The 19,137-nt window shown below is 38.9% G+C and carries 14 protein-coding genes; 10 read left to right on the top strand and 4 right to left on the bottom strand.

Going from position 1 to position 19,137, the window contains the following annotated elements:
- Positions 1-72 precede the first annotated feature (72 nt).
- Positions 73-2,046: a DNA primase gene (dnaG, locus tag A3GM_RS0107550; protein WP_026216152.1), complete on the top strand. Its 1,974-nt coding sequence runs from the start codon at positions 73-75 to the stop codon at positions 2,044-2,046.
- Between the two features lie 26 nt (positions 2,047-2,072).
- On the opposite strand, the gene A3GM_RS0107545 is transcribed toward dnaG, so the two are convergent.
- Positions 2,073-3,506 (bottom strand): ATP-dependent DNA helicase, encoded by a 1,434-nt coding sequence (locus tag A3GM_RS0107545; RefSeq protein WP_018362779.1) that lies wholly within the window; start codon positions 3,504-3,506, stop codon positions 2,073-2,075.
- Between the two features lie 67 nt (positions 3,507-3,573).
- Between A3GM_RS0107545 and A3GM_RS0107540 the strand changes: the two genes are divergently transcribed.
- From A3GM_RS0107540 to rsmD, 3 genes are all read left to right on the top strand, one after another.
- Positions 3,574-3,810: a hypothetical protein gene (locus A3GM_RS0107540; RefSeq protein ID WP_018362778.1), complete on the top strand. Its 237-nt coding sequence runs from the start codon at positions 3,574-3,576 to the stop codon at positions 3,808-3,810.
- A gap of 84 nt (positions 3,811-3,894) precedes the next feature.
- Positions 3,895-4,710, top strand: coding sequence for a DUF3822 family protein (locus A3GM_RS0107535; protein WP_018362777.1), 816 nt, complete (start codon positions 3,895-3,897; stop codon positions 4,708-4,710).
- A 1-nt stretch (position 4,711) separates the two neighbouring features.
- A complete protein-coding gene (gene rsmD / locus A3GM_RS0107530; RefSeq protein ID WP_018362776.1) occupies positions 4,712-5,257 on the top strand; it encodes a 16S rRNA (guanine(966)-N(2))-methyltransferase RsmD in 546 nt (181 codons plus the stop codon).
- 147 nt (positions 5,258-5,404) lie between these two features.
- Here rsmD and cls read toward each other — a convergent pair whose 3' ends face one another.
- The 3 genes from cls to surE all read right to left on the bottom strand — a co-directional run bounded on the left by cls (position 5,405) and on the right by surE (position 9,478).
- Positions 5,405-6,829 carry a cardiolipin synthase gene (gene cls / locus A3GM_RS0107525; RefSeq protein WP_025830015.1) on the bottom strand — a complete coding sequence of 475 codons (1,425 nt, stop codon included), beginning with the start codon at positions 6,827-6,829 and terminating at the stop codon, positions 5,405-5,407.
- Positions 6,830-7,507: 678 nt separating this feature from the next.
- Positions 7,508-8,671 (bottom strand): lipid-A-disaccharide synthase, encoded by a 1,164-nt coding sequence (gene lpxB, locus A3GM_RS0107520; RefSeq protein ID WP_018362774.1) that lies wholly within the window; start codon positions 8,669-8,671, stop codon positions 7,508-7,510.
- A gap of 36 nt (positions 8,672-8,707) precedes the next feature.
- A complete protein-coding gene (surE, locus tag A3GM_RS0107515) occupies positions 8,708-9,478 on the bottom strand; it encodes a 5'/3'-nucleotidase SurE (protein WP_018362773.1) in 771 nt (256 codons plus the stop codon).
- Positions 9,479-9,766: 288 nt separating this feature from the next.
- Here surE and A3GM_RS0107510 point away from each other — a divergent pair, with 288 nt between their 5' ends.
- The 6 genes from A3GM_RS0107510 to A3GM_RS0107480 all read left to right on the top strand — a co-directional run bounded on the left by A3GM_RS0107510 (position 9,767) and on the right by A3GM_RS0107480 (position 19,136).
- On the top strand, positions 9,767-10,531 hold the full coding sequence (locus A3GM_RS0107510; protein ID WP_018362772.1) for a ParA family protein: 765 nt from the start codon (positions 9,767-9,769) through the stop codon (positions 10,529-10,531).
- Positions 10,532-10,604: 73 nt separating this feature from the next.
- A complete protein-coding gene (locus A3GM_RS0107505) occupies positions 10,605-11,513 on the top strand; it encodes a ParB/RepB/Spo0J family partition protein (protein WP_018362771.1) in 909 nt (302 codons plus the stop codon).
- 184 nt (positions 11,514-11,697) lie between these two features.
- Complete coding sequence (locus A3GM_RS0107500) at positions 11,698-12,399, top strand: DUF5683 domain-containing protein (protein WP_018362770.1); 702 nt, start codon at positions 11,698-11,700, stop codon at positions 12,397-12,399.
- A gap of 6 nt (positions 12,400-12,405) precedes the next feature.
- Complete coding sequence (locus A3GM_RS0107495) at positions 12,406-13,767, top strand: lytic transglycosylase domain-containing protein (RefSeq protein WP_025830013.1); 1,362 nt, start codon at positions 12,406-12,408, stop codon at positions 13,765-13,767.
- A 225-nt stretch (positions 13,768-13,992) separates the two neighbouring features.
- The gene (locus tag A3GM_RS0107490; RefSeq protein WP_018362768.1) at positions 13,993-16,254 is read left to right on the top strand and encodes a RelA/SpoT family protein; all 2,262 of its coding nucleotides are present in this window, start codon (positions 13,993-13,995) and stop codon (positions 16,252-16,254) included.
- A gap of 422 nt (positions 16,255-16,676) precedes the next feature.
- Entirely contained in the window at positions 16,677-19,136 is a 2,460-nt protein-coding gene (locus A3GM_RS0107480; RefSeq protein WP_018362767.1) for a TonB-dependent receptor, read from the top strand.
- Position 19,137 lies beyond the last annotated feature (1 nt).

Genomic DNA, 19,137 nt, shown 5'->3' with positions numbered 1-19,137 from the left:
AAAAGGGATTCTTCGATTTTAAAAAGCATGCTTTTGTGGGCAAATCTTCAAAAAAATAGTATCTTTGCAAGTATGATTGATAGACTTACTGTTGAGAAAATAAAAGACGCTGCCAATATAGTTGATGTCGTTTCAGAGTTTGTTTCGCTTCGAAGAAGTGGTGCAAATTATAAAGGTTTGTGTCCTTTTCACAACGAAAGAACACCCTCTTTCTTCGTATCTCCATCGAGAGGAATATGCCATTGCTTTAGTTGTGGACGTGGAGGAACGCCCATTAACTTCATAATGGAGCACGAACAGATGACCTATGTTGAGGCACTTAGATGGTTAGCACGCAAATATAATATCGAAATTAAAGAGCGAGAGCTAACCGATAAGGAGCGACAAGAACAGAGTGAGCGTGACAGTATGTTTATAGTTAATGAGTGGGCGGCAGACTATTTCAAGCAAATCCTACTCGAAAGTGAAGGCGGAAACTCAATAGGATTGCAGTATTTCCGCTCAAGAGGCTTTAGAGATGACATCATTTCGAAGTTTCATTTGGGCTATGATGTGCAAGATCGACATCAATTAGCACGTGAAGCGCAAGCCAAAGGCTATCAACTCGACTTCTTATTAAAAACTGGAATATGCTATAAAAACGATAGATCGGAATACATTGACAGGTATGCTGGTCGTGTAATATTCCCTTGGTTGAGTGTAAGTGGAAAGATTGTGGGTTTTGGAGGACGCTTATTAGACTCGAGAACCAAAGGAGTTGCGCAGAAATATGTGAACTCTCCCGACTCAGAAATATACCATAAAGATCAGCTTTTATATGGTATTTATCAGGCAAAGAAGGCTATTTCGAGAGAAGACAGGGTGTATATGGTGGAAGGATACACCGATGTTATATCTATGCATCAATGTGGAATAGAGAATGTTGTGGCGAATTCGGGTACTGCTTTGAGCGTACATCAAATTCGAATGCTGCACCGTTTCACCTCAAATATCACCCTTTTATATGACGGAGACGCTGCAGGTATCCACGCAGCACTACGTGGAACGGACATGATTCTTGCCGAAGGAATGAACATTAAGGTGCTTGTTTTACCCGATGGAGACGACCCTGACAGCTTTGCACGTAAGCATTCGTCGGCTGATTTTAGGCAATATATAGAAGATCATCAAGTGGATTTCATTCAATTTAAAACCAACTTGATGCTCAATGGCGTGACCGACCCAGCTAAAAGGTCTGAAGCTATCAACTCAATAGTACAAAGTATTGCCGTAGTTCCTAATCAAATACTTCGTGATACCTATATTCACGACTGTGCACAGCGATTGAATATTGCCGAAAGCACATTGATAAACACAATGAATAAGTTTATTCGTGAGGCGCAAGACCGCATGAATAAAACGCCTAATGCAGAGGCTCAGCAAGCTAATTCGGCAAGTGCTACCACACAGAAGTATATCAATAATCCTTCAATTCCTAAGGTAGAAACCATGTTAATGCAGGTAATTATCCGTCATGGAGACTTTATTATCTATCGAGATATTGAAGATGAAGAGGGCAATCTCATTAATCTTACGGTGGCAGAGTGGATTAATTACAGTCTATCAGCAGAGAATTTGCGCTTTAGTGTGGAGATTTATAATCGTGTTTTAAATGAAACTTTGGAGCATTTGCGAGACAATAACTTCTCTGCAGAGCAGTATTTCATTCATCATAACGATATTGAAATAAGTCAGTTGGCTACTGAATTGATCTTAGATAAGTATCAATACATTCGTGAACAGAAAGAAGAAAGCACTGGAAAGCAGAATGTTAGCGATGAGGCTCGAATGGAAAAGGAAACAGAAAAGCTAAGAAATGAGGTGTTACACCTATTGTTAGACTTCCATTTCGACCTGCTTGAGCGTCGCTTGCAACAAATAAAAATGGAGATAACACAGCCTAATAACACTCCAGAAAGAATGGCTTCGTTGATGAAAGACTTTAGAGATACACAGCAAAAGCGCAACGAATTGGCTCAACAACGAGGCAATAACATCATTAGATAAAGTGCTTTTGCATTGCAAAGGTGCGTTTAATCTTCAGGTAAATCAGTGTATTTCTTATTCCAATTCACTAAATATACCTTCTCAGAGGCACGAGTTAAGGCCGTATATAGCCAGTGATAATAGTCTTGATTGAGCATATCTTCGGTTAAAAAGCCTTGATCTATGTACACATGAGCCCACTGCCCGCCCTGTGCTTTGTGGCATGTTATGGCATAAGAGTATTTCACTTGTAAGGCATTGAAATAGGCATCGCTCCTTATTTGCTTCATTTTTTCAGTCTTAACGCTAACATCTTGATAGTCTTCTAACAAGCCTTTATAGAGCATTTCGTTTTGTTCTTTACTCAAAGCAGCCGTATCTGAGAGCAGAGTATCAAGTATAATGGTAGTGTAAAGCTCATAATTATCATAGTCAGGGAACTGCAATAGCACATCAGCAAAGTGCAAACCATATAGCTCTCTCTTGTTTCTTACCCTGCGAACGATGGCTCTATCGCCATTAGCAAGAAAGCTAATAGGAGCTTTAGCCTGCTCAGTCCAATAGTAATTGTTCTTTACTACCATGAGAATGTCGCCCGAATTCAGTTCCTCTTCATAGTCGAATACCTTATTCCTAGTGCCTAAATTGTATATTTTAGCACGAGCATTAGAGCGTGTAATCACCATAGTTTCATCAACACCCACCTGCTTATAGCTGTTATTGAGGCACTCAATGAGTTCGTCTCCATACACCACTTCAATGTCACTAAATTGCTTTAGCTTCATAATAGGCAACTCGCCGTATGCCAATTCGTCAATCATTGTGCGAATAATGTTGGCATTCCATAATATACCACTATCCTTATTTTGTCTTAAAACCTCGTTCAATTCACTCTCATACACATAAAATGAGAACCGTTCAATCACCTCTTTGGTTAATGCAGGCGATGTTTCTTCACCTATTGGCGGTAACTGTGCGTTGTCACCAATAAGCAAAAGGCGACAATTAACGCCGTTATAAACATACGACAGCAAATCTTCTAAAAGGCAACCACTACCGAATGTAGAGGTAAAAGACGAAGAATTAGATATCATCGAAGCCTCATCGACAATGAAAAGCGTATCTTTATGAAGGTTATCGTTAAGATTAAAGGTCGTATCTAAGCCTGCAAAGGTCTTTTGTCGATAGATCTTGCGGTGAATAGTGAATGCCGTTGTACCACTATTGATAGAGAAAACCTTTGCAGCTCGACCCGTTGGAGCCATTAAAACTACCTTTTGTTTTAATGAAGTAAGCGATTTTACGATAGCAGAAGCTAATGAAGTCTTTCCCGTTCCTGCACTTCCTTTGATAATCATAATGCTGTTTTGCGCTCCTTCTGTTAAGAAATGAGCAAACGAAAGGGCTGCATTATGTTGGTCGTTTGTGGGAGAAAAGCCTATGAAAGACTCGATTTGATATGTTATTTCGTCTACTATCATCGATTATTAAAAAGTATTTTGTACTTTTGCAGTTGCACCTTTAGAACACAAAAAAGAACCAATAGCAATGCTTTTGTTTTGCTATTGTGCTCAAAACGATGTTTCTTTAGGTATTGCAAAGATAGAAAAAATAGGTAGAACAATGCTTAAAATCAATCAGAATTATATCTTAACGCTTTGTGTTCTTGCATTAGTTATATTGTGTTATTTAAGTATTCGAAATGCAATGGGAGGCTCATCGACAGACAAAGGAGCCACAAAAGCACAGCAAGAGCAACCGATTGAACCCGCCACTCAGCCCTAATTGAGTAGCCAAAAGACCAATATTCCTATTTGTTTTATCCCGAAATAGAGTAGAAGTACATTTTTCTTATTATATAATAAACCGATGCAAGAAACAGAATTCCATTCTTTGTCAAAGCAATTACCGCTTGTTTTCCGAATAGGAAAGCAAACACTTTCATTTGCAGTAAACGACCTTCAGACCGAACATCGTATACTTTTCGAACCTTATACCGTTCGAAGTGGCATCTCAATGGCAGCCAACTTGCGTGAAGCATTTAAGGAAAACGGTTTATTATTGCGCAAGTTTCAAAAGGCACAAGTGTTTGTTGACGCTCCAGTTGTGATGGTTCCTGTTGAAGAATTCGTTGAGGAAGAGGCCGAAAATATGTATAAGTATGTCCTAACAGACTGCGATAACATCGAAACTCTGCATTATATCATGCCCGAAACCAATGCCGTTGCCTTGTTTGGCATTAGTAAAGACCTTAAAATGGTGCTCACCGACAACATTCCTAACGTGCGTTTCATGCCCATTATGCAACCCGTTTGGAAATATATGCATAGAAGAAGCTTCTCAGGACATCATCAAAAGCTCTACGCTTGCTTTCATGATAAGAAGGTAGATGTATTTTGTTTCAATAAGAATAGATTTAAATTCACCAATAGTTTTGATGTTTCTCACCCCCACGATGCTGTTTATTACATTATGCATGTATGGAAATTGTTGGGTTTCGACGCCACAAACGACGAGCTATTTATCATGGGAAACATTCCAGAATACGAGTGGCATATCGAAAATCTCAATCGATATATCAATAAAGTCTACACCATTAACCCCACAGCAGAGTTCAATAGAGCCCCTGCAACACAAGTAAAAGGAATGCCATTCGATTTAATTACACTATTCACTAAAGGCTAATATGAGAGTAATTACAGGTAAATATAAAGGTCGTCACTTTGATATTCCAAGAACATTTAAGGCTCGTCCCACCACAGATTTTGCCAAAGAGAATATCTTTAACGTACTAAATGGTTATATAGATTTTGAAGATTGCAGAGCATTAGATTTGTTTGCAGGAACAGGAAGCATATCTATCGAGTTGTTATCTCGAGAAGCTCAGTATGTTGTTGGATTGGAGTTAGATCGTGATCACTGCACCTTTATTCGTCAATGTATTGATAAATTGGGCGCAGATAATTACTCTTTGATTCGAGGAGATGTGTTTCGCTATTTAAAATCGTGCCGAGAAACATTCGATTTGATATTTGCCGACCCTCCTTATGCATTGAAAAATCTTGAAGAAATACCTCAGATCGTTTTAGATAAAGACATATTAAGCGAAGATGGTATCTTTGTTTTAGAACACGGAAAGCATAATCATTTTGAGGAACACCCTTGTTTTTTAGAGCGAAGAGCATACGGAAGCGTTAACTTTTCGTTGTTTAAAGCAAAGCCAAAAGAATAAAACAAGATTCTTTTTCGTTAGAGATAAATAGAAAAGAGCAACGAAAAGCTCTTTTAAACAGATAGAGGATAAGGCATAAACGCTTTATCCTTCATTTTTTATGTGTGCGAATTTAGATTGAAAGAGAACAATTTTTGCGTAGAAGAATTAGAGTAATGGCGATAATAAACGCAAGATAGATTCCCATAAGCGCACGGCAAACGAACGCTTTTTATTGGCAATATAGTCTACCACCAAAATACTATTGTTTTCGTCTTCGATAAATACCTCCTTCATTCTCTTAGCCATTTTCGAATCATAGAAAATGATGTTCGATTCAAAGTTGTTCTCAAAACTTCTGAAATCGATATTCGTACTGCCACAAGTGCATAAGCTATCGTCGCATACAAGCAATTTAGAATGGTTGAACCCCTTTTGATATAAGAACACTTTTACACCCGCTTCGAGTGCCTCGGGGATGTAAGAATGAGTAGCTAAAGATGTGATGAGCGCATCAGATTGTGCAGGAATGAGTAGTCGAACATCAACTCCTGAGAGCGCAGCATTCGTTATTGCGGCCATAAAAGGCTCGGTAGGAAGGAAGTAAGGCGTTTCAATATAAACATAATTTTTGGCTTCTAAGATGATACGAATAAAGCCTTGCATGATGTCGGGCCACACACTTACAGGGCTACCTGTGACCACTTGTGCTATACACTCGTTGCTAATGTCGTTTGAAAGCGGTGGATAATAAATCGAAGAGGTGAGAAGTGTTTGCGAAACGAAGTACCAATCAATTAAGAACGCACGCTGAATGCCATAAACACCACCTCCAACTACTTTCAAATGAGTGTCTCTCCACTGCATTTTTTTCGTGCCTTTTAAGTAGCGCAAAGCAATGTTCATACCGCCAATAAAGGCAGTTTTGCCATCAACAACACACAGCTTGCGGTGATTTCGATAGTTCATTTTACTTGTAAAGGCAGGGAAATGCACAGGCATAAAGGCATAAACCTCGACACCCCCATTGCGAATGCGTTGCCAAAACTTGTTTTTCACCTTCCAACAACCCACATCGTCGTATATCAAACGCACCTCAACGCCTTGTTGAGCCTTATCAATTAGGGTGTCGGCAACGAGATATCCCAACGCATCATCTTCAAAAATGTAACTCACAAGATGAATATGATGCTGGGCAGAGCCTATCTCTTTTAATAAAGACAAAATGAAATCGTGTCCCGAAGTGTATATTTCTGCTTCGTTATCTTTAAACGGAAACGCCATATTTTGGCTTTGAAAGAATTGTATTAAAGCCGAATGAGCGAGCGGAAGGTGCAGGTTTTGTTGTTCGATATACTCGAACATGGTTTGCTTCGATAGCTTGTCGAGGCTTCGTTGACTTATAAATCGCTCTTTTCTGATGTTCTGTCCGAAGAAAATATATAGCACAAAGCCAACAATGGGTAAGAAAACAAGCACCAAAATCCACGCCATTGTTTTGGTTGGTTGTCTGTTATCCATTATGATTGTTATCATCGTTGCAATGATAATGCTTAGGTAGAATAATAAAAAAAGAATGTTTATATAAGTCATCTTTATTTATTTCTGTGCTTCGTTGGTTTCAATTTGGGGCACAATGATAGCACAAATATACAAAAAAAATAATTTCCTTGTTGTTTTTTGCTGATAATATTCGTTCGTAAGACGTGCGTGTTGGTCTGCTTTTGTTAAGGTTTGTTTACTGAGGAATATTGTTCTTGAATGACAAGAACTGGCGAGTAAAAAGATGTTTTTTGTTGATTTTGCTTGACTCTTGGATTGGTTTTGTGAGAGAAAAGAAAGAGAAAGTGAGGTAAAAGCATTGCTTTTGTTTTGTAGAATGATGTGTTGAGATGAAAAAGGAGAGGGGATAAACGAATAAAAGTGCAGCACTTAGGGGCGAAATAGCGTGGTTTTAGATGGCTGATGAGCTGTTTTTTAGCGAGAGATGATTGAAAGATGTGAGTAAAAGATAAGAGTTTGCATTGCAATAGCACTGCTTTTATGATGTAAACTCAATGAGATTGTATTGCAAACTCAATGCAATTATAACTCTCTGAGGTTGAGTTGCTTGCATGCTGATTTTCTTTTTCAGAACAAATCGATGTGAAGTGAAATAGGAACACAATGAGTTAGCAGGGCAAGAATGTTGCCTTGCGTTTTAAAGTAATTAACTCTTTGGTGGAGTTGGGGGTGAAAGAAGTGTTAAAATGAGAGCTAAAAATACTGGTTTTACTCTTCCTTTTTCTGCTTTTTCTTATCGTTTAAAATCTTAAACATAATGCGAGCGGCGTTGTCGTGTGCCACTTCATTGCCCAAAATAGCGTGCAACTGCTCATAATTGTTGAGCATTTCCTCACGTTTATCGCCTCCAATTAAAAGAGATTGCAATTCTTTCTGAATATCACTCACCACAAATCGGTCGGCAAATAGCTCTGAAACAGCTTCTTTGTCGAGGATAAGATTCACCAAAGAGATATACTTCACTTTGATGATGTGATTGAAGGCAAAGCGAATGACGGGTGGAATTGGGGTCTTATAACACACCACTTGTGGTACATTAAACAAGGCAGTTTCGAGTGTTGCCGTTCCACTTGTAACCAAAGCAGCCGTTGCATGACTTAAAAGTGCATAGGTGCTGTTTTCTATTAGGGTTACATTGCGCCCCTCGATAAAGGGTAAATAATAGCTTTTATCAATCGAAGGCGCACCCGCAAGCACCATTTGATAGTCGGTAAAAGCACTCGCTGCCTGTATCATAGCAGGCAAATTGTCTTTAATTTCTTGCTTTCTACTGCCTGCAAGTAATGCAATAATGGGTTTGTTGTTGGGCAATGAGTGGGCGGTTACAAAGCTATTGAAATCTTCTTGATAGTTGTTTTTAAACAAACGAACTTCGTCTGCGGTGGGGTTTCCAACGTAGTGAATGGGGTAGTTGTGCTTCTTTTCAAAGAAAGGAACCTCGAAAGGTAAGATAGAAAACAGCTCGGCAATATCTCGTTTAATGGCTTTTATGCGCCATTCTTTCCACGCCCATATCTTAGGAGAGATGTAATAGAAGGCAGGAATATTGGTTTCGCTCTTTAAATACTTTGCGATATTGAGGTTAAAGCCTGGATAATCTACCAAAATAACGACATCTGGGTTCCACGAAACAATGTCTTTTTTGCATTGTTTCATGTTGTTTAGAATGGTTCTAAGGTTTAATAACACGGGAACAAAGCCCATATACGCCATGGTTTGATAGTGTTGAAGACATTCTCCGCCTTCTTTTATCATCAAATCTCCACCAATAAAACGAAAGGATGCATTGGTATCTACTTTTTTTAGGGCTGCCATTAGGTGAGAGGCGTGTAGGTCTCCCGATGCTTCTCCAACGATAATATAGTATTTCATAAATGCGTATAGGGTGTTGTTGTGGATGTTATGCGATTAAAAGGTCCACTTCTTGGCCTTTTCTATCATATCATATGCGGTGACATCAATGGTTGTTGGGGTGATTGCCACATAGCCATTGTCGAGTGCCCAGCGGTCTGTATCTTCTGAATTAGGCTCTGAATTGAAGAAATGTCCAGCCAACCAATGGTATTCATGACCAAAAGGATGATTGCGATTCTCTACCTCTTTATCCCAATAACCATGACTCATTCGGCACACTTTAACGCCTTTGAAGGTAGGAAGGTTGGGAAAATTGACGTTAAGAAGGGTGTTTTGAGGTAGCGATTCTTCTAAAACTTGCTTTACAATGGTGCGTACATAGGGGAGAAGAGGCTCAAAATCGGCGTCTGAACGCTCGTTACATAGCGAGAAAGCGATAGATGGAATGCCTTTCATACAGCCTTCTTTAGCTACTCCAACGGTACCTGAATAGTGGTTGTTAATGCTGGCATTGTCGCCATGATTGATGCCACTGAGAATCAATGTGGGCTTTTCGTCTTTAAACCACTTGTCTATTGCTATCTTAATGCAATCTACTGGGGTTCCACTGCACGACCAAACGGGGAAGTCTTCGATGCTTTTTTGCTCTTTTATGGTGATTGGAAGGGCTGCTGAAAAAGCACAAGAGTAGCCCGAACGACCTGAGTCTGGAGCGCATACTACAACGTCTGCTAAGTCGGAAATCATGCTTACAAGGGCCTTTATGCCCTTAGCCTGGTAGCCATCGTCGTTGGAAACAAGTATAGTTGGTTTCTTTTTATTCATTATTCTTTAAGATTTATTTGTATGCAAAATTACAAAAAAGTCTTTTAAAGCATAGCTTTCTACGGTAAAATTGTGTATCTTTGCAATAAGAGAGGCGTCGTCTTAGCAATTTAAAATATCTTTTATTGCGTTCGGCTTGCACTCTCTTTGCATAAGAAAGGCATCGCCTTAGCAATTTAAAATATCTTTTATTGCGTTCGGCTTGCACTCTCAATAAAAAGAAAATAGGTATTTCTATTGATTGAAGATGTATTCTTTATGACTTTAGTTATCATAAGATAATACGATATGGGTAAAATAATCGCACTTGCAAATCAAAAAGGTGGCGTTGGAAAAACAACGTCAACAATTAACTTAGCAGCCTCTCTTGCAACATTAGAGAAGTCTGTTTTAGTGGTAGATGCAGATCCTCAAGCTAACGCTTCTAGTGGTTTAGGAGTGGATTTGAAGGAGGTTGAATGCTCAATATATGAGTGTATCGTTAATCGTGCCGATGTGCATGACGCTATTTACACTACTGATATTGAAGGACTTGATATCATTCCAAGTCACATTGATTTAGTGGGTGCTGAAGTAGAGATGCTCAATATCGATGAAAGAGAATATGTCTTGAAGCGCATCTTAGAGCCTATTCGCAATGAATACGATTATATTCTTATTGATTGCAGTCCTTCTTTAGGCCTTATTACGGTGAATGCTTTGACCGCAGCAGACTCTGTTATTATTCCAGTTCAATGTGAATACTTTGCATTGGAGGGTATCAGTAAACTGCTAAGTACCATTAAGATTATCAAGAGTAGATTGAATACGAAACTCGAAATTGAAGGTTTCTTGCTCACAATGTATGATAGTCGCTTGCGCCTTGCTAATCAAATATATGATGAAGTGAAACGACATTTCCAAGAATTGGTATTTAAAACGGTTATACAACGTAATGTAAAGCTAAGCGAAAGCCCAAGTCATGGATTGCCAGTGATATTGTATGACGCTGATTCTACAGGCGCAAAGAATCACTTATCATTAGCAAAAGAAATTATAAATCGTAATAAGTAGTCTTTAAAGGCTCAACAAGTGCTTTTGAAAACCAAAAGAACACGATTGGAATAAATAAACAAGAACAACGTAAATGGCAGTACATAAGAAATACAACTCATCGAACAAAGGCTTCGCTTTAGGGCGAGGTTTAGATGCTTTGATATCTACTGATGAGGTGAAACCACAAGGAAGCTCTACCATCAATGAGGTGTTATTAAGCGAAATAGAAGCTAATCCAAACCAACCTCGTCGTGAATTCGATCAAGAAGCATTGCAAGAGCTTGCTAACAGCATAAAAGAAATAGGAATTATTCAGCCTATCACTCTTCATCAAGTGGCTGAAAATAAATACCAAATCATTGCAGGTGAACGCCGTTGGCGTGCTTCTCAACTTGCAGGATTAACCGCAATTCCAGCTTATATACGCACCATTAAAGATGCAAGTGTAATGGAAATGGCCCTAGTTGAGAACATTCAACGTGAAGATCTCAATGCTATTGAAATTGCATTAGCCTACGAACAATTGGTAGCTCAAAGCGGAATGACTCAAGAAAAGGTTGCTGAAAGAGTGGGAAAGAGCCGTACTGCGGTTACAAACTATATGCGTTTGTTGCGTCTTCCTGCACAAGTTCAGATGGCATTGCAAAAAAAATCGATCGACATGGGACACGCAAGAGCTCTGCTTTCGATTGATAGTCCATCGCTACAAATCAAACTTTTCAATGAAATTCAAAAGAATGGATACTCAGTTCGCAAAGTAGAAGAGTTGGTTCAGAATATTAAAAGCGGTGAATCTTTAGGTGAAGCGAAGAAGAAAGTCAAAGCAACTACAGCTTTACCAGAGGAGTTTAATGTGCTAAAACAACAGCTATCGAAGTTCTTGAACACTAAAGTTCAAATGAATTACTCGGCAAAAGGCAAAGGAAAAATTAGTATTCCATTTGCTAATGCGGCTGAATTAGAGCACATTATGCAAGTCTTTGATAAGCTAAAGGAATAATAAACGCTTTGCAAACGGCTATATATAATAAATAGGTATAGTGTTAAATGTGTCTTGAAAGAATTGTTATTCTTGCTCAATAGACGATAAGTGAATTATCAATAGAGACACATTAAAAGAGTAGAGGTAAATAAAATAAGGAGTATAAGCAGTGAATATCAATAAAAGAATAAAAACTATTGTTATGTCAGGATTACTTTGCTTAAACGCAAATAATGCTTATTCGCAAACCGATAGTTTACGAATAATGACTGAACAGAACGATAGTATAACCGCATTGCAATCTTCTTTGCCTGCAGAAAATACACTTTCAAAAGACGATAGTGTACTTATTGCAAGGAATATGCCTTTAAAAAAGAAAGAAAAACGCAATTGGGAAACATGGCATCCTGAAGCAAAAAAGGCATTATGGTTGGCACTTGTGATCCCAGGAGCAGGTCAAATATACAATAGAAAATATTGGAAATTGCCCATAGTGTATGGAGGTTTCGTTGGATGTCTTTATGCTTTGCGTTGGAATAACCAAATGTATAAGGATTATTCGCAGGCCTATATCGATATAATGGATAACGACCCACAAACAAAGTCGTATGAATCGTTCCTGCATTTAGGCACTCAAGTAACTCAAGATAATCTTGCTCGCTATCAAACAGTATTCAAACAGCGAAAAGATAAGTATCGTAAATGGCGTGATATGAGTATCTTCTCATTGGTGGCAGTGTATGCTTTATCAGTTATTGATGCGTATGTTGACGCCTCATTGTCAGAGTTTGATATTTCAAAAGATTTGAGTTTAAAAGTTAGTCCAACAGTAATTAATAATAAAAATGAGCGCAATCCTCTCAAAGCAAACGCTTTAGGGGTTCAATGTAGCTTTACATTTTAAGATAAGATGAATAAACTAAGATTATTAGTAATGTCGTTTCTTCTAGGAACAGCGTGCGTAATGCAGGCTCAGAGCGAAGACAATGACACAGAAATAACAGTAACAAACAAGAATGGTAAGCAAGAGATAATCGACATTCCAGAAGCAATGACTTACGAAGTGGATAGTCTTTTGCACCTATATCACACACAACGCTATCTCAAGCCCTCTACAGATTGCAACTTTCCAAACGTTAATCCTGTTTTTGATAAAGAGGTTTATAAGGCACGTTTGAAGCGAATGCCAACCGTAATAGAGATGTCTTATAACGATGTTGTGCAGAAATTCATCGACCGTTACAGTGGAAAGCTACGTCGTTCGGTAAGTATTATGTTAGGATCGGCTAACTTTTACATGCCAATCTTCGAAGAAGCGCTCGAAGCTTACAATCTTCCTTTAGAGCTAAAGTACCTTCCTGTGATCGAATCAGGACTCAATCCTCAGGCAACCTCATACGTAGGAGCAGGCGGTTTGTGGCAATTTATGATCGGAACAGGTAAAAGATATGGCTTAGAAATCAACTCATTAGTAGATGAAAGACGTGATCCTATCAAGTCTTCGTATGCAGCTGCGAACTATTTAAGCGACCTTTATCGTATATTTGGTGATTGGCACCTTGCCATTGCGGCATATAATTGTGGCCCAGATAAGATCAATAAGGCGATACATCGTGCAGGAGGAAGCAAGGATTATTGGCAGATTTATCCCTATTTACCACAAGAAACACGTGGATATGTGCCCGCTTTCATAGCTGCCAACTATATAATGAACTATTATTGCGACCACAATATTTGTCCAATGGTAGCCGATTTACCAGCTAAGACCGATACCGTTATGGTCGACAGAGATATTCATTTCTCTCAAATTGCAGGTGTTTTAGGACTCGATATCAATCAGTTGAAAGAACTAAACCCACAATATCGCCGTAATATTGTTAATGGAAGTAGCAAACTATCAGCCCTTCGTTTGCCCTCAACAGAGGTAAATAAGTTTATAGATAAGCAAGAAGCCATTTACGCTTACAATGCAGATGAATTATTAAGCAAAAGAGATGAGGTTGAAGTAAACGACGATGTGCCAACCTATGTAGCAGCACATAGAGGCTATAGTAGCAGAACTTACGCAGCAAAATCATCACGTCATTCTTCTAAACACGACAGAAAGAAAGGTAGAAGAAGTAAAGAAAGAACCCAAGAGGTATCTATAAAGAGTGGTGATACATTGTCTGAGATAGCTGCACGCAATCATACTACAGTAGCAAAGCTAAAGAAACTCAACAAAATTAGCGGTAGTAACATTCGTGCAGGTAAGAAGTTAAGAGTAAAATAAACCAACTCATCATAGTTAAAACAAAAAGAGTAATATTATTGTTAGCATTCAATAGAACCATTACACCTTATTATATATAGGGTAGGTGAGCAGCAATAGTCTTACTCTTTTTTGCACTTTAAAGCTCGACACCATTCAATCTACGAGCCAATAACAACAAATAAACCCTCAAGATAGTCCTCTTTCACTTAGAAAGAGCGTCTTAACAACAAAGCACATTACATTATGGAGCAAACTAATAATAAAGATGTGAATATAGAAGAGCGCAATGAAAAGCTTATACAAGATGCCTTTCAGCATTTAATAGACACCTATCTTGCGTCACGACATCGTAAGAAAGTTGAAATCATAACCAAAGCATTTAATTTCGCAAAGCAAGCCCACAAAGGAGTAAAACGATTGTCGGGCGAGCCTTATATCCTTCATCCTATTGCCGTTGCACAAATCGCTTGCGGTGAAATGGGATTAGGGTCTACCAGTATTTGTGCTGCTCTTTTGCACGATGTTGTTGAAGATACCGATTATACCGTTGAAGATATCACCAACATCTTTGGTGAAAAGATTGCCCAAATAGTAGATGGATTAACCAAAATATCAGGTGGAATATTTGGCGATAAGGCATCAGCTCAGGCAGAGAACTTCAAGAAGTTGCTTTTAACCATGAGTGAAGACATTCGAGTTATCTTAATAAAGATATGCGACCGCCTGCACAATATGCGCACACTCGATAGTCAACCCGCCAACAAACAATATAAAATTGCAGGCGAAACCCTCTACGTTTATGCTCCATTAGCAAACCGCTTAGGTTTGAATAAGATCAAAACCGAATTAGAGAATCTAAGTTTTAAGTTCGAACATAAAGAAGAGTTCGAGCGCATTAACCAAAAGCTTTCATTCACAAAAGAGCAACGTGACGAGTTGTTCGAAGCCTTTACACAGCCCATAAGAGAAGTTCTTGATAAGATGGGAATCAACTATCAGATCAAAGAACGAGTGAAAAGCCCTTATTCTAGATGGAAGAAGATGGAGACAAAGCATCTTACCTTCGAAGAAATATACGATATATTGGCTGTGAGAATCATCTTCACTCCCAAGTCAAGAGAAGAAGAAATCAACGAATGTTTCAGCATTTACGTTGCAATAAGCAAGATATATAAGTCGCACCCCGACCGCTTACGAGACTGGTTGAACCACCCAAAGGCCAACGGTTATCAAGCTCTTCATGTTACATTGATGAGTAAACAAGGCCGATGGATAGAGGTACAGATTCGCAGTGACAGAATGGACGAGTTGGCAGAGCAAGGCTTTGCTGCCCATTGGAAATACAAAGAAGGAGGCGAATATACCGAAGATGAGAGCGAACTAAACAATTGGTTGCACACCATTAAAGAGATATTAGACGATCCACAGCCCGATGCTATGGACTTTCTCGATGCCATTAAGCTCAATCTTTTTGCCTCAGAGATCTTCGTTTTCACGCCAAAAGGTGAGATAAAGACCATGCCTGCCGATTGTACAGCACTCGACTTCGCTTTCCAAATACACACCTTTTTGGGCAGTCATTGCATCGGTGCAAAGGTAAATCACAAGCTTGTGCCCATTAGTCACAAGCTACAAAGCGGCGACCAAGTAGAGATTCTCACCTCAATGGCACAGCATGTGCAACCTTCTTGGATTAACTTTGTATCTACAGCGAAGGCAAAAGCCAAGATACAAGCAATCATTAGAAGAAAGAATAGAGAAACTCAAAAGAAGGGAGAAGAGGTTTTACAGAACTGGTTAAAGGCGCATGATTTGCGTGTAACCACATCTATTATCGAGAAACTCTGCGCCTGCCATAAGATAGAAACGCCCGAAGCGTTCTTCATTTCATTGGGAGAGCGCAGTACCATACTTGGAGATAAAGACTTAGAAGTGCTTAACAACAAGGGAGGAGTGAGTATTCAAGCTGCTCTTCGTAAGTTTGTTCCATTCTTATCAGGCGACAAAAAGAAGGGAAAAGAGCAAGAGAAGTTTATTGTTGGAAAAGACTTCAACAAGAAAATTCCAATCGTTATCAACGAAGAAAACATCAATACGTTTGTATTCCCAACATGTTGCCACCCCATTCCAGGTGATGATGCGTTAGGATATATAGACAATAAAGGACGAATAGAGGTGCATAAGCGTTCGTGTTCTGTTGCTGCTCGCCTTAAATCGAGCTTCGGTAACAAAATATTAGATGCCAAATGGGACATGCACAAGCGTCTATTCTTCAACGCAACCATTAAAGTTCGTGGAATAGACAGGCACGGAATGCTTCTTTCAGTATCAGAAGTGATCTCTTCGCAAATGAATATCGACATCCATAAGATCACCATTTCTACCGAAGAAGGTATCTTTGATGGAACAATAGAGATAGGAGTTCACGACAAAGATGAGGTGAACGAGCTCATTGCCAAACTAAAAAATATAGAGAATGTGAAAGAGGTTAGTCAATTGGTTTAATCTCATCGCAACATAAAAGTTAAGGAGGACGCTACAAGTTAGTGTCCTCCTTTTTTATATGTGTTATTTATATTGTCAATAAAAGCATAGCTTTTGCCCTGCAAAGTCAATGCTTTTAGCATGTAATTGCATTGCTTTTCCACCCTTAACTCAATGCAATTGCAATTCATCTTTCTACAAGCTGAAATGCAGTTAGAAAGAAAAGAATTATTTTTCTCATGTTGAAATGAAAACTATTATATTAATACTCGTTTACAAAATCCTACCTATTTTTTATTATCTCACCTGCTTAATGCCTGTATTTAGGCGGTTGTTTAATAAAAAAATACATATTAATGGGTATTGTAGGGCATGATAAAACTTAGTACCTTTGCACCATCATGAAAAAATATGATTAATAATTAAAACAAAACAAAAGTATGATGACAATAAAAAAAGCAATATTGCCTTTGCTTTTCTTGTCCATTTCAACATCTATTACTGCGGGAGTAGTGGTAGAATCGACCTACAAAATGACAGGAATAAACGTGCAAGGACATGTTATTGATTCAAAAACTAAAGAGTATGTACCTTACGTTTTGGTAGCAGTAAAGGGTACAACACTTGCAACAACCACAGATGCTAAAGGTTTTTATTCGATTAAAAACATTCCACAAGGAAAAGTAATATTAGAGGTTAAGCACCTTGGTTATCATAATGCAAGCGTAACTTTAAAAACAGACAAAGAAGAAACACTTGAGCAAGACTTTGAGTTGACAGACGATGTACTATCGTTAGACGAGGTAGTTCTCACCGCAAACCGTCAACAAACATTGCGAAGAGAAGCGCCAGTGCTTGTTAATGTGGTAGACAAACGACTCTTTAATCTCACCAACTCTGCAACATTATCACAAGGATTGAACTTTCAACCAGGTGTAAGAACAGAGAACAATTGCCAAAACTGCGGTTTTTCGCAAGTGAGAATTAATGGATTAGATGGTCACTACTCACAAATTCTAATCGATTCACGCCCCGTTTTCTCTGCATTGAACGGAGTTTATGGATTGGAACAAATTCCTTCGAGTATGATTGAGCGTGTTGAAGTGGTGCGTGGAGGAGGCTCTTCGCTTTATGGAGCATCGGCAATTGGTGGTACAATCAATGTAATCACTAAAGAACCTATCCGTAATTCAGCCGAAGTGGGTCACACCCTCTCTTCTTATGGCAATCATTCTGGTTGGGAAAACACCACCAATCTCAATGCATCTATCGTTACAGAAGATGCTAAAGGTGGATTGTTTATCTACGGAAATCACCATTATCGCCCTGGATACGACCACAATAACGATGGATATACAGAGCTTCCTAATCTTAAAAACCAAACACTTGGCTTTAGTGCATTCTACAAATTCACTCCATACTCACGCATAACACTTCGTTATCACAATCTTGCTGAGTTCAGAAGAGGCGGAAATCACCTTGAAAGAGCACCTCACGAGAGTGATATAACAGAGCAGTTAGAGCACGATGTGAATGGTGGTAGTTTGGCATACGACTGGTTCTCGAAAGACACTAAGCGTCAATTAAAGCTTTATTATTCGTTCGAAAACACTGCAAGAAAGAGCTATTATGGTGGAATTGGTGGCGGAACAGAGGCTGCCGACACCATTAAATCGGCTAAAGCTTATGGACGTACAAAGGAAATCAACCACTTGTTGGGTGTACAATATGTGCATTCGTTCGACAATTGCTGGTTTATGCCTGCAACATTAACCGCTGGTTTAGAGTATAACAACGATAAGATGAACGACGAAGTGCTTGGCTACGACCATTATTTGAATCAAAAAGTAAGTATCGGAAGTGCTTATTTCCAAAATGAATGGAAAGATTCTCGCTTCACTTTCTTGTTAGGTGCACGCTTAGATAAGCACAACTTAATTAAAAATGCTGTCTTCTCACCTCGTGTAAACTTTAGATATAACCCTTCAAAAGAGCTTAGTTTGCGTTTGAGTTATGCCGAAGGATTTAGAGCTCCACAAGCTTTTGACGAAGATTTGCACACTGGTTGGACCGATGGTTCACGTCAAATTATTGTAAGAGACCCTAACTTGAAGGAAGAAAGATCTAGAAGTATCAGCGCATCTGCCGACTTCTATCACACATTTGGTAGTGTTCAAACTAACTTCTTGATTGAAGGTTTCTTTACACATCTAACGAATGCTTTCGCAACAAGAACATTGGATAAGGGCGAAACAACTGATCCAAATTATGAAAATAACATTAGAAACATAATGCAACGTTATGGCTTAAGTCGTCCTAATGCTGAAGAAAACGAAATAGCAGAGCGTTTTAATGGTAATAATGCAACTATCTTTGGATTAAATATTGAAGCAAAGGCAGCATTTTCTCAATGGCTTCAAGTTCAAGCAGGACTAACATTGCAACGCAATATGTATAAAGATTCAGTTGAATGGTCGGGAGATGGTGCTAAGAAAGAACGTCGTTTCTTGAAAACTCCTAATGCTTATGGCTATTTCACAGTGAACATTCAGCCTCTAAAGAACTTGAGTGTTGCGCTCACTGGTACTTATACTGGTAGCATGTTGGTGGGACATCAAAAGACAGACGACTACACCTTTACACAAAATGGCACAACCATTACCTACCCAGGTTGGGCAGAAGCTAAGGCAGTTAACACTCCTTCGTTCCTTTCTATGAACCTAAAAGTAGCTTATGATATACAACTTTCACAATATATCAAGATGCAAATCAATGGCGGTTTCCAAAACATTACCAATGCTTTCCAACGTGATTTAGAGCGTGGACCATTGAGAGATGCCGACTATGTCTATGGTCCTGGAACCCCTCGATGCGCTTTCTTGGGCGTGAAGTTCAGCTATTAAG

The sequence above is a fragment of the Hoylesella nanceiensis DSM 19126 = JCM 15639 genome, from assembly GCF_000379965.1.
Lineage (GTDB): Bacteria > Bacteroidota > Bacteroidia > Bacteroidales > Bacteroidaceae > Prevotella > Prevotella nanceiensis.
This window is presented reverse-complemented; position numbering and strand designations above follow the sequence as displayed.

Coding starts and splice junctions, on each gene's coding strand:
- A3GM_RS0107510 (WP_018362772.1), top strand. CDS start 9,767: ATGGGTAAAATAATCGCACTTGCAAATCAAAAAGGTGGCGTTGGAAAA.
- A3GM_RS0107505 (WP_018362771.1), top strand. CDS start 10,605: ATGGCAGTACATAAGAAATACAACTCATCGAACAAAGGCTTCGCTTTA.
- A3GM_RS0107495 (WP_025830013.1), top strand. CDS start 12,406: ATGAATAAACTAAGATTATTAGTAATGTCGTTTCTTCTAGGAACAGCG.
- surE (WP_018362773.1), bottom strand. CDS start 9,478: ATGAATAAAAAGAAACCAACTATACTTGTTTCCAACGACGATGGCTAC.
- A3GM_RS0107480 (WP_018362767.1), top strand. CDS start 16,677: ATGACAATAAAAAAAGCAATATTGCCTTTGCTTTTCTTGTCCATTTCA.
- cls (WP_025830015.1), bottom strand. CDS start 6,829: ATGACTTATATAAACATTCTTTTTTTATTATTCTACCTAAGCATTATC.
- rsmD (WP_018362776.1), top strand. CDS start 4,712: ATGAGAGTAATTACAGGTAAATATAAAGGTCGTCACTTTGATATTCCA.
- lpxB (WP_018362774.1), bottom strand. CDS start 8,671: ATGAAATACTATATTATCGTTGGAGAAGCATCGGGAGACCTACACGCC.
- A3GM_RS0107540 (WP_018362778.1), top strand. CDS start 3,574: ATGCTTTTGTTTTGCTATTGTGCTCAAAACGATGTTTCTTTAGGTATT.
- A3GM_RS0107545 (WP_018362779.1), bottom strand. CDS start 3,506: ATGATAGTAGACGAAATAACATATCAAATCGAGTCTTTCATAGGCTTT.
- A3GM_RS0107535 (WP_018362777.1), top strand. CDS start 3,895: ATGCAAGAAACAGAATTCCATTCTTTGTCAAAGCAATTACCGCTTGTT.
- A3GM_RS0107490 (WP_018362768.1), top strand. CDS start 13,993: ATGGAGCAAACTAATAATAAAGATGTGAATATAGAAGAGCGCAATGAA.
- dnaG (WP_026216152.1), top strand. CDS start 73: ATGATTGATAGACTTACTGTTGAGAAAATAAAAGACGCTGCCAATATA.
- A3GM_RS0107500 (WP_018362770.1), top strand. CDS start 11,698: ATGTCAGGATTACTTTGCTTAAACGCAAATAATGCTTATTCGCAAACC.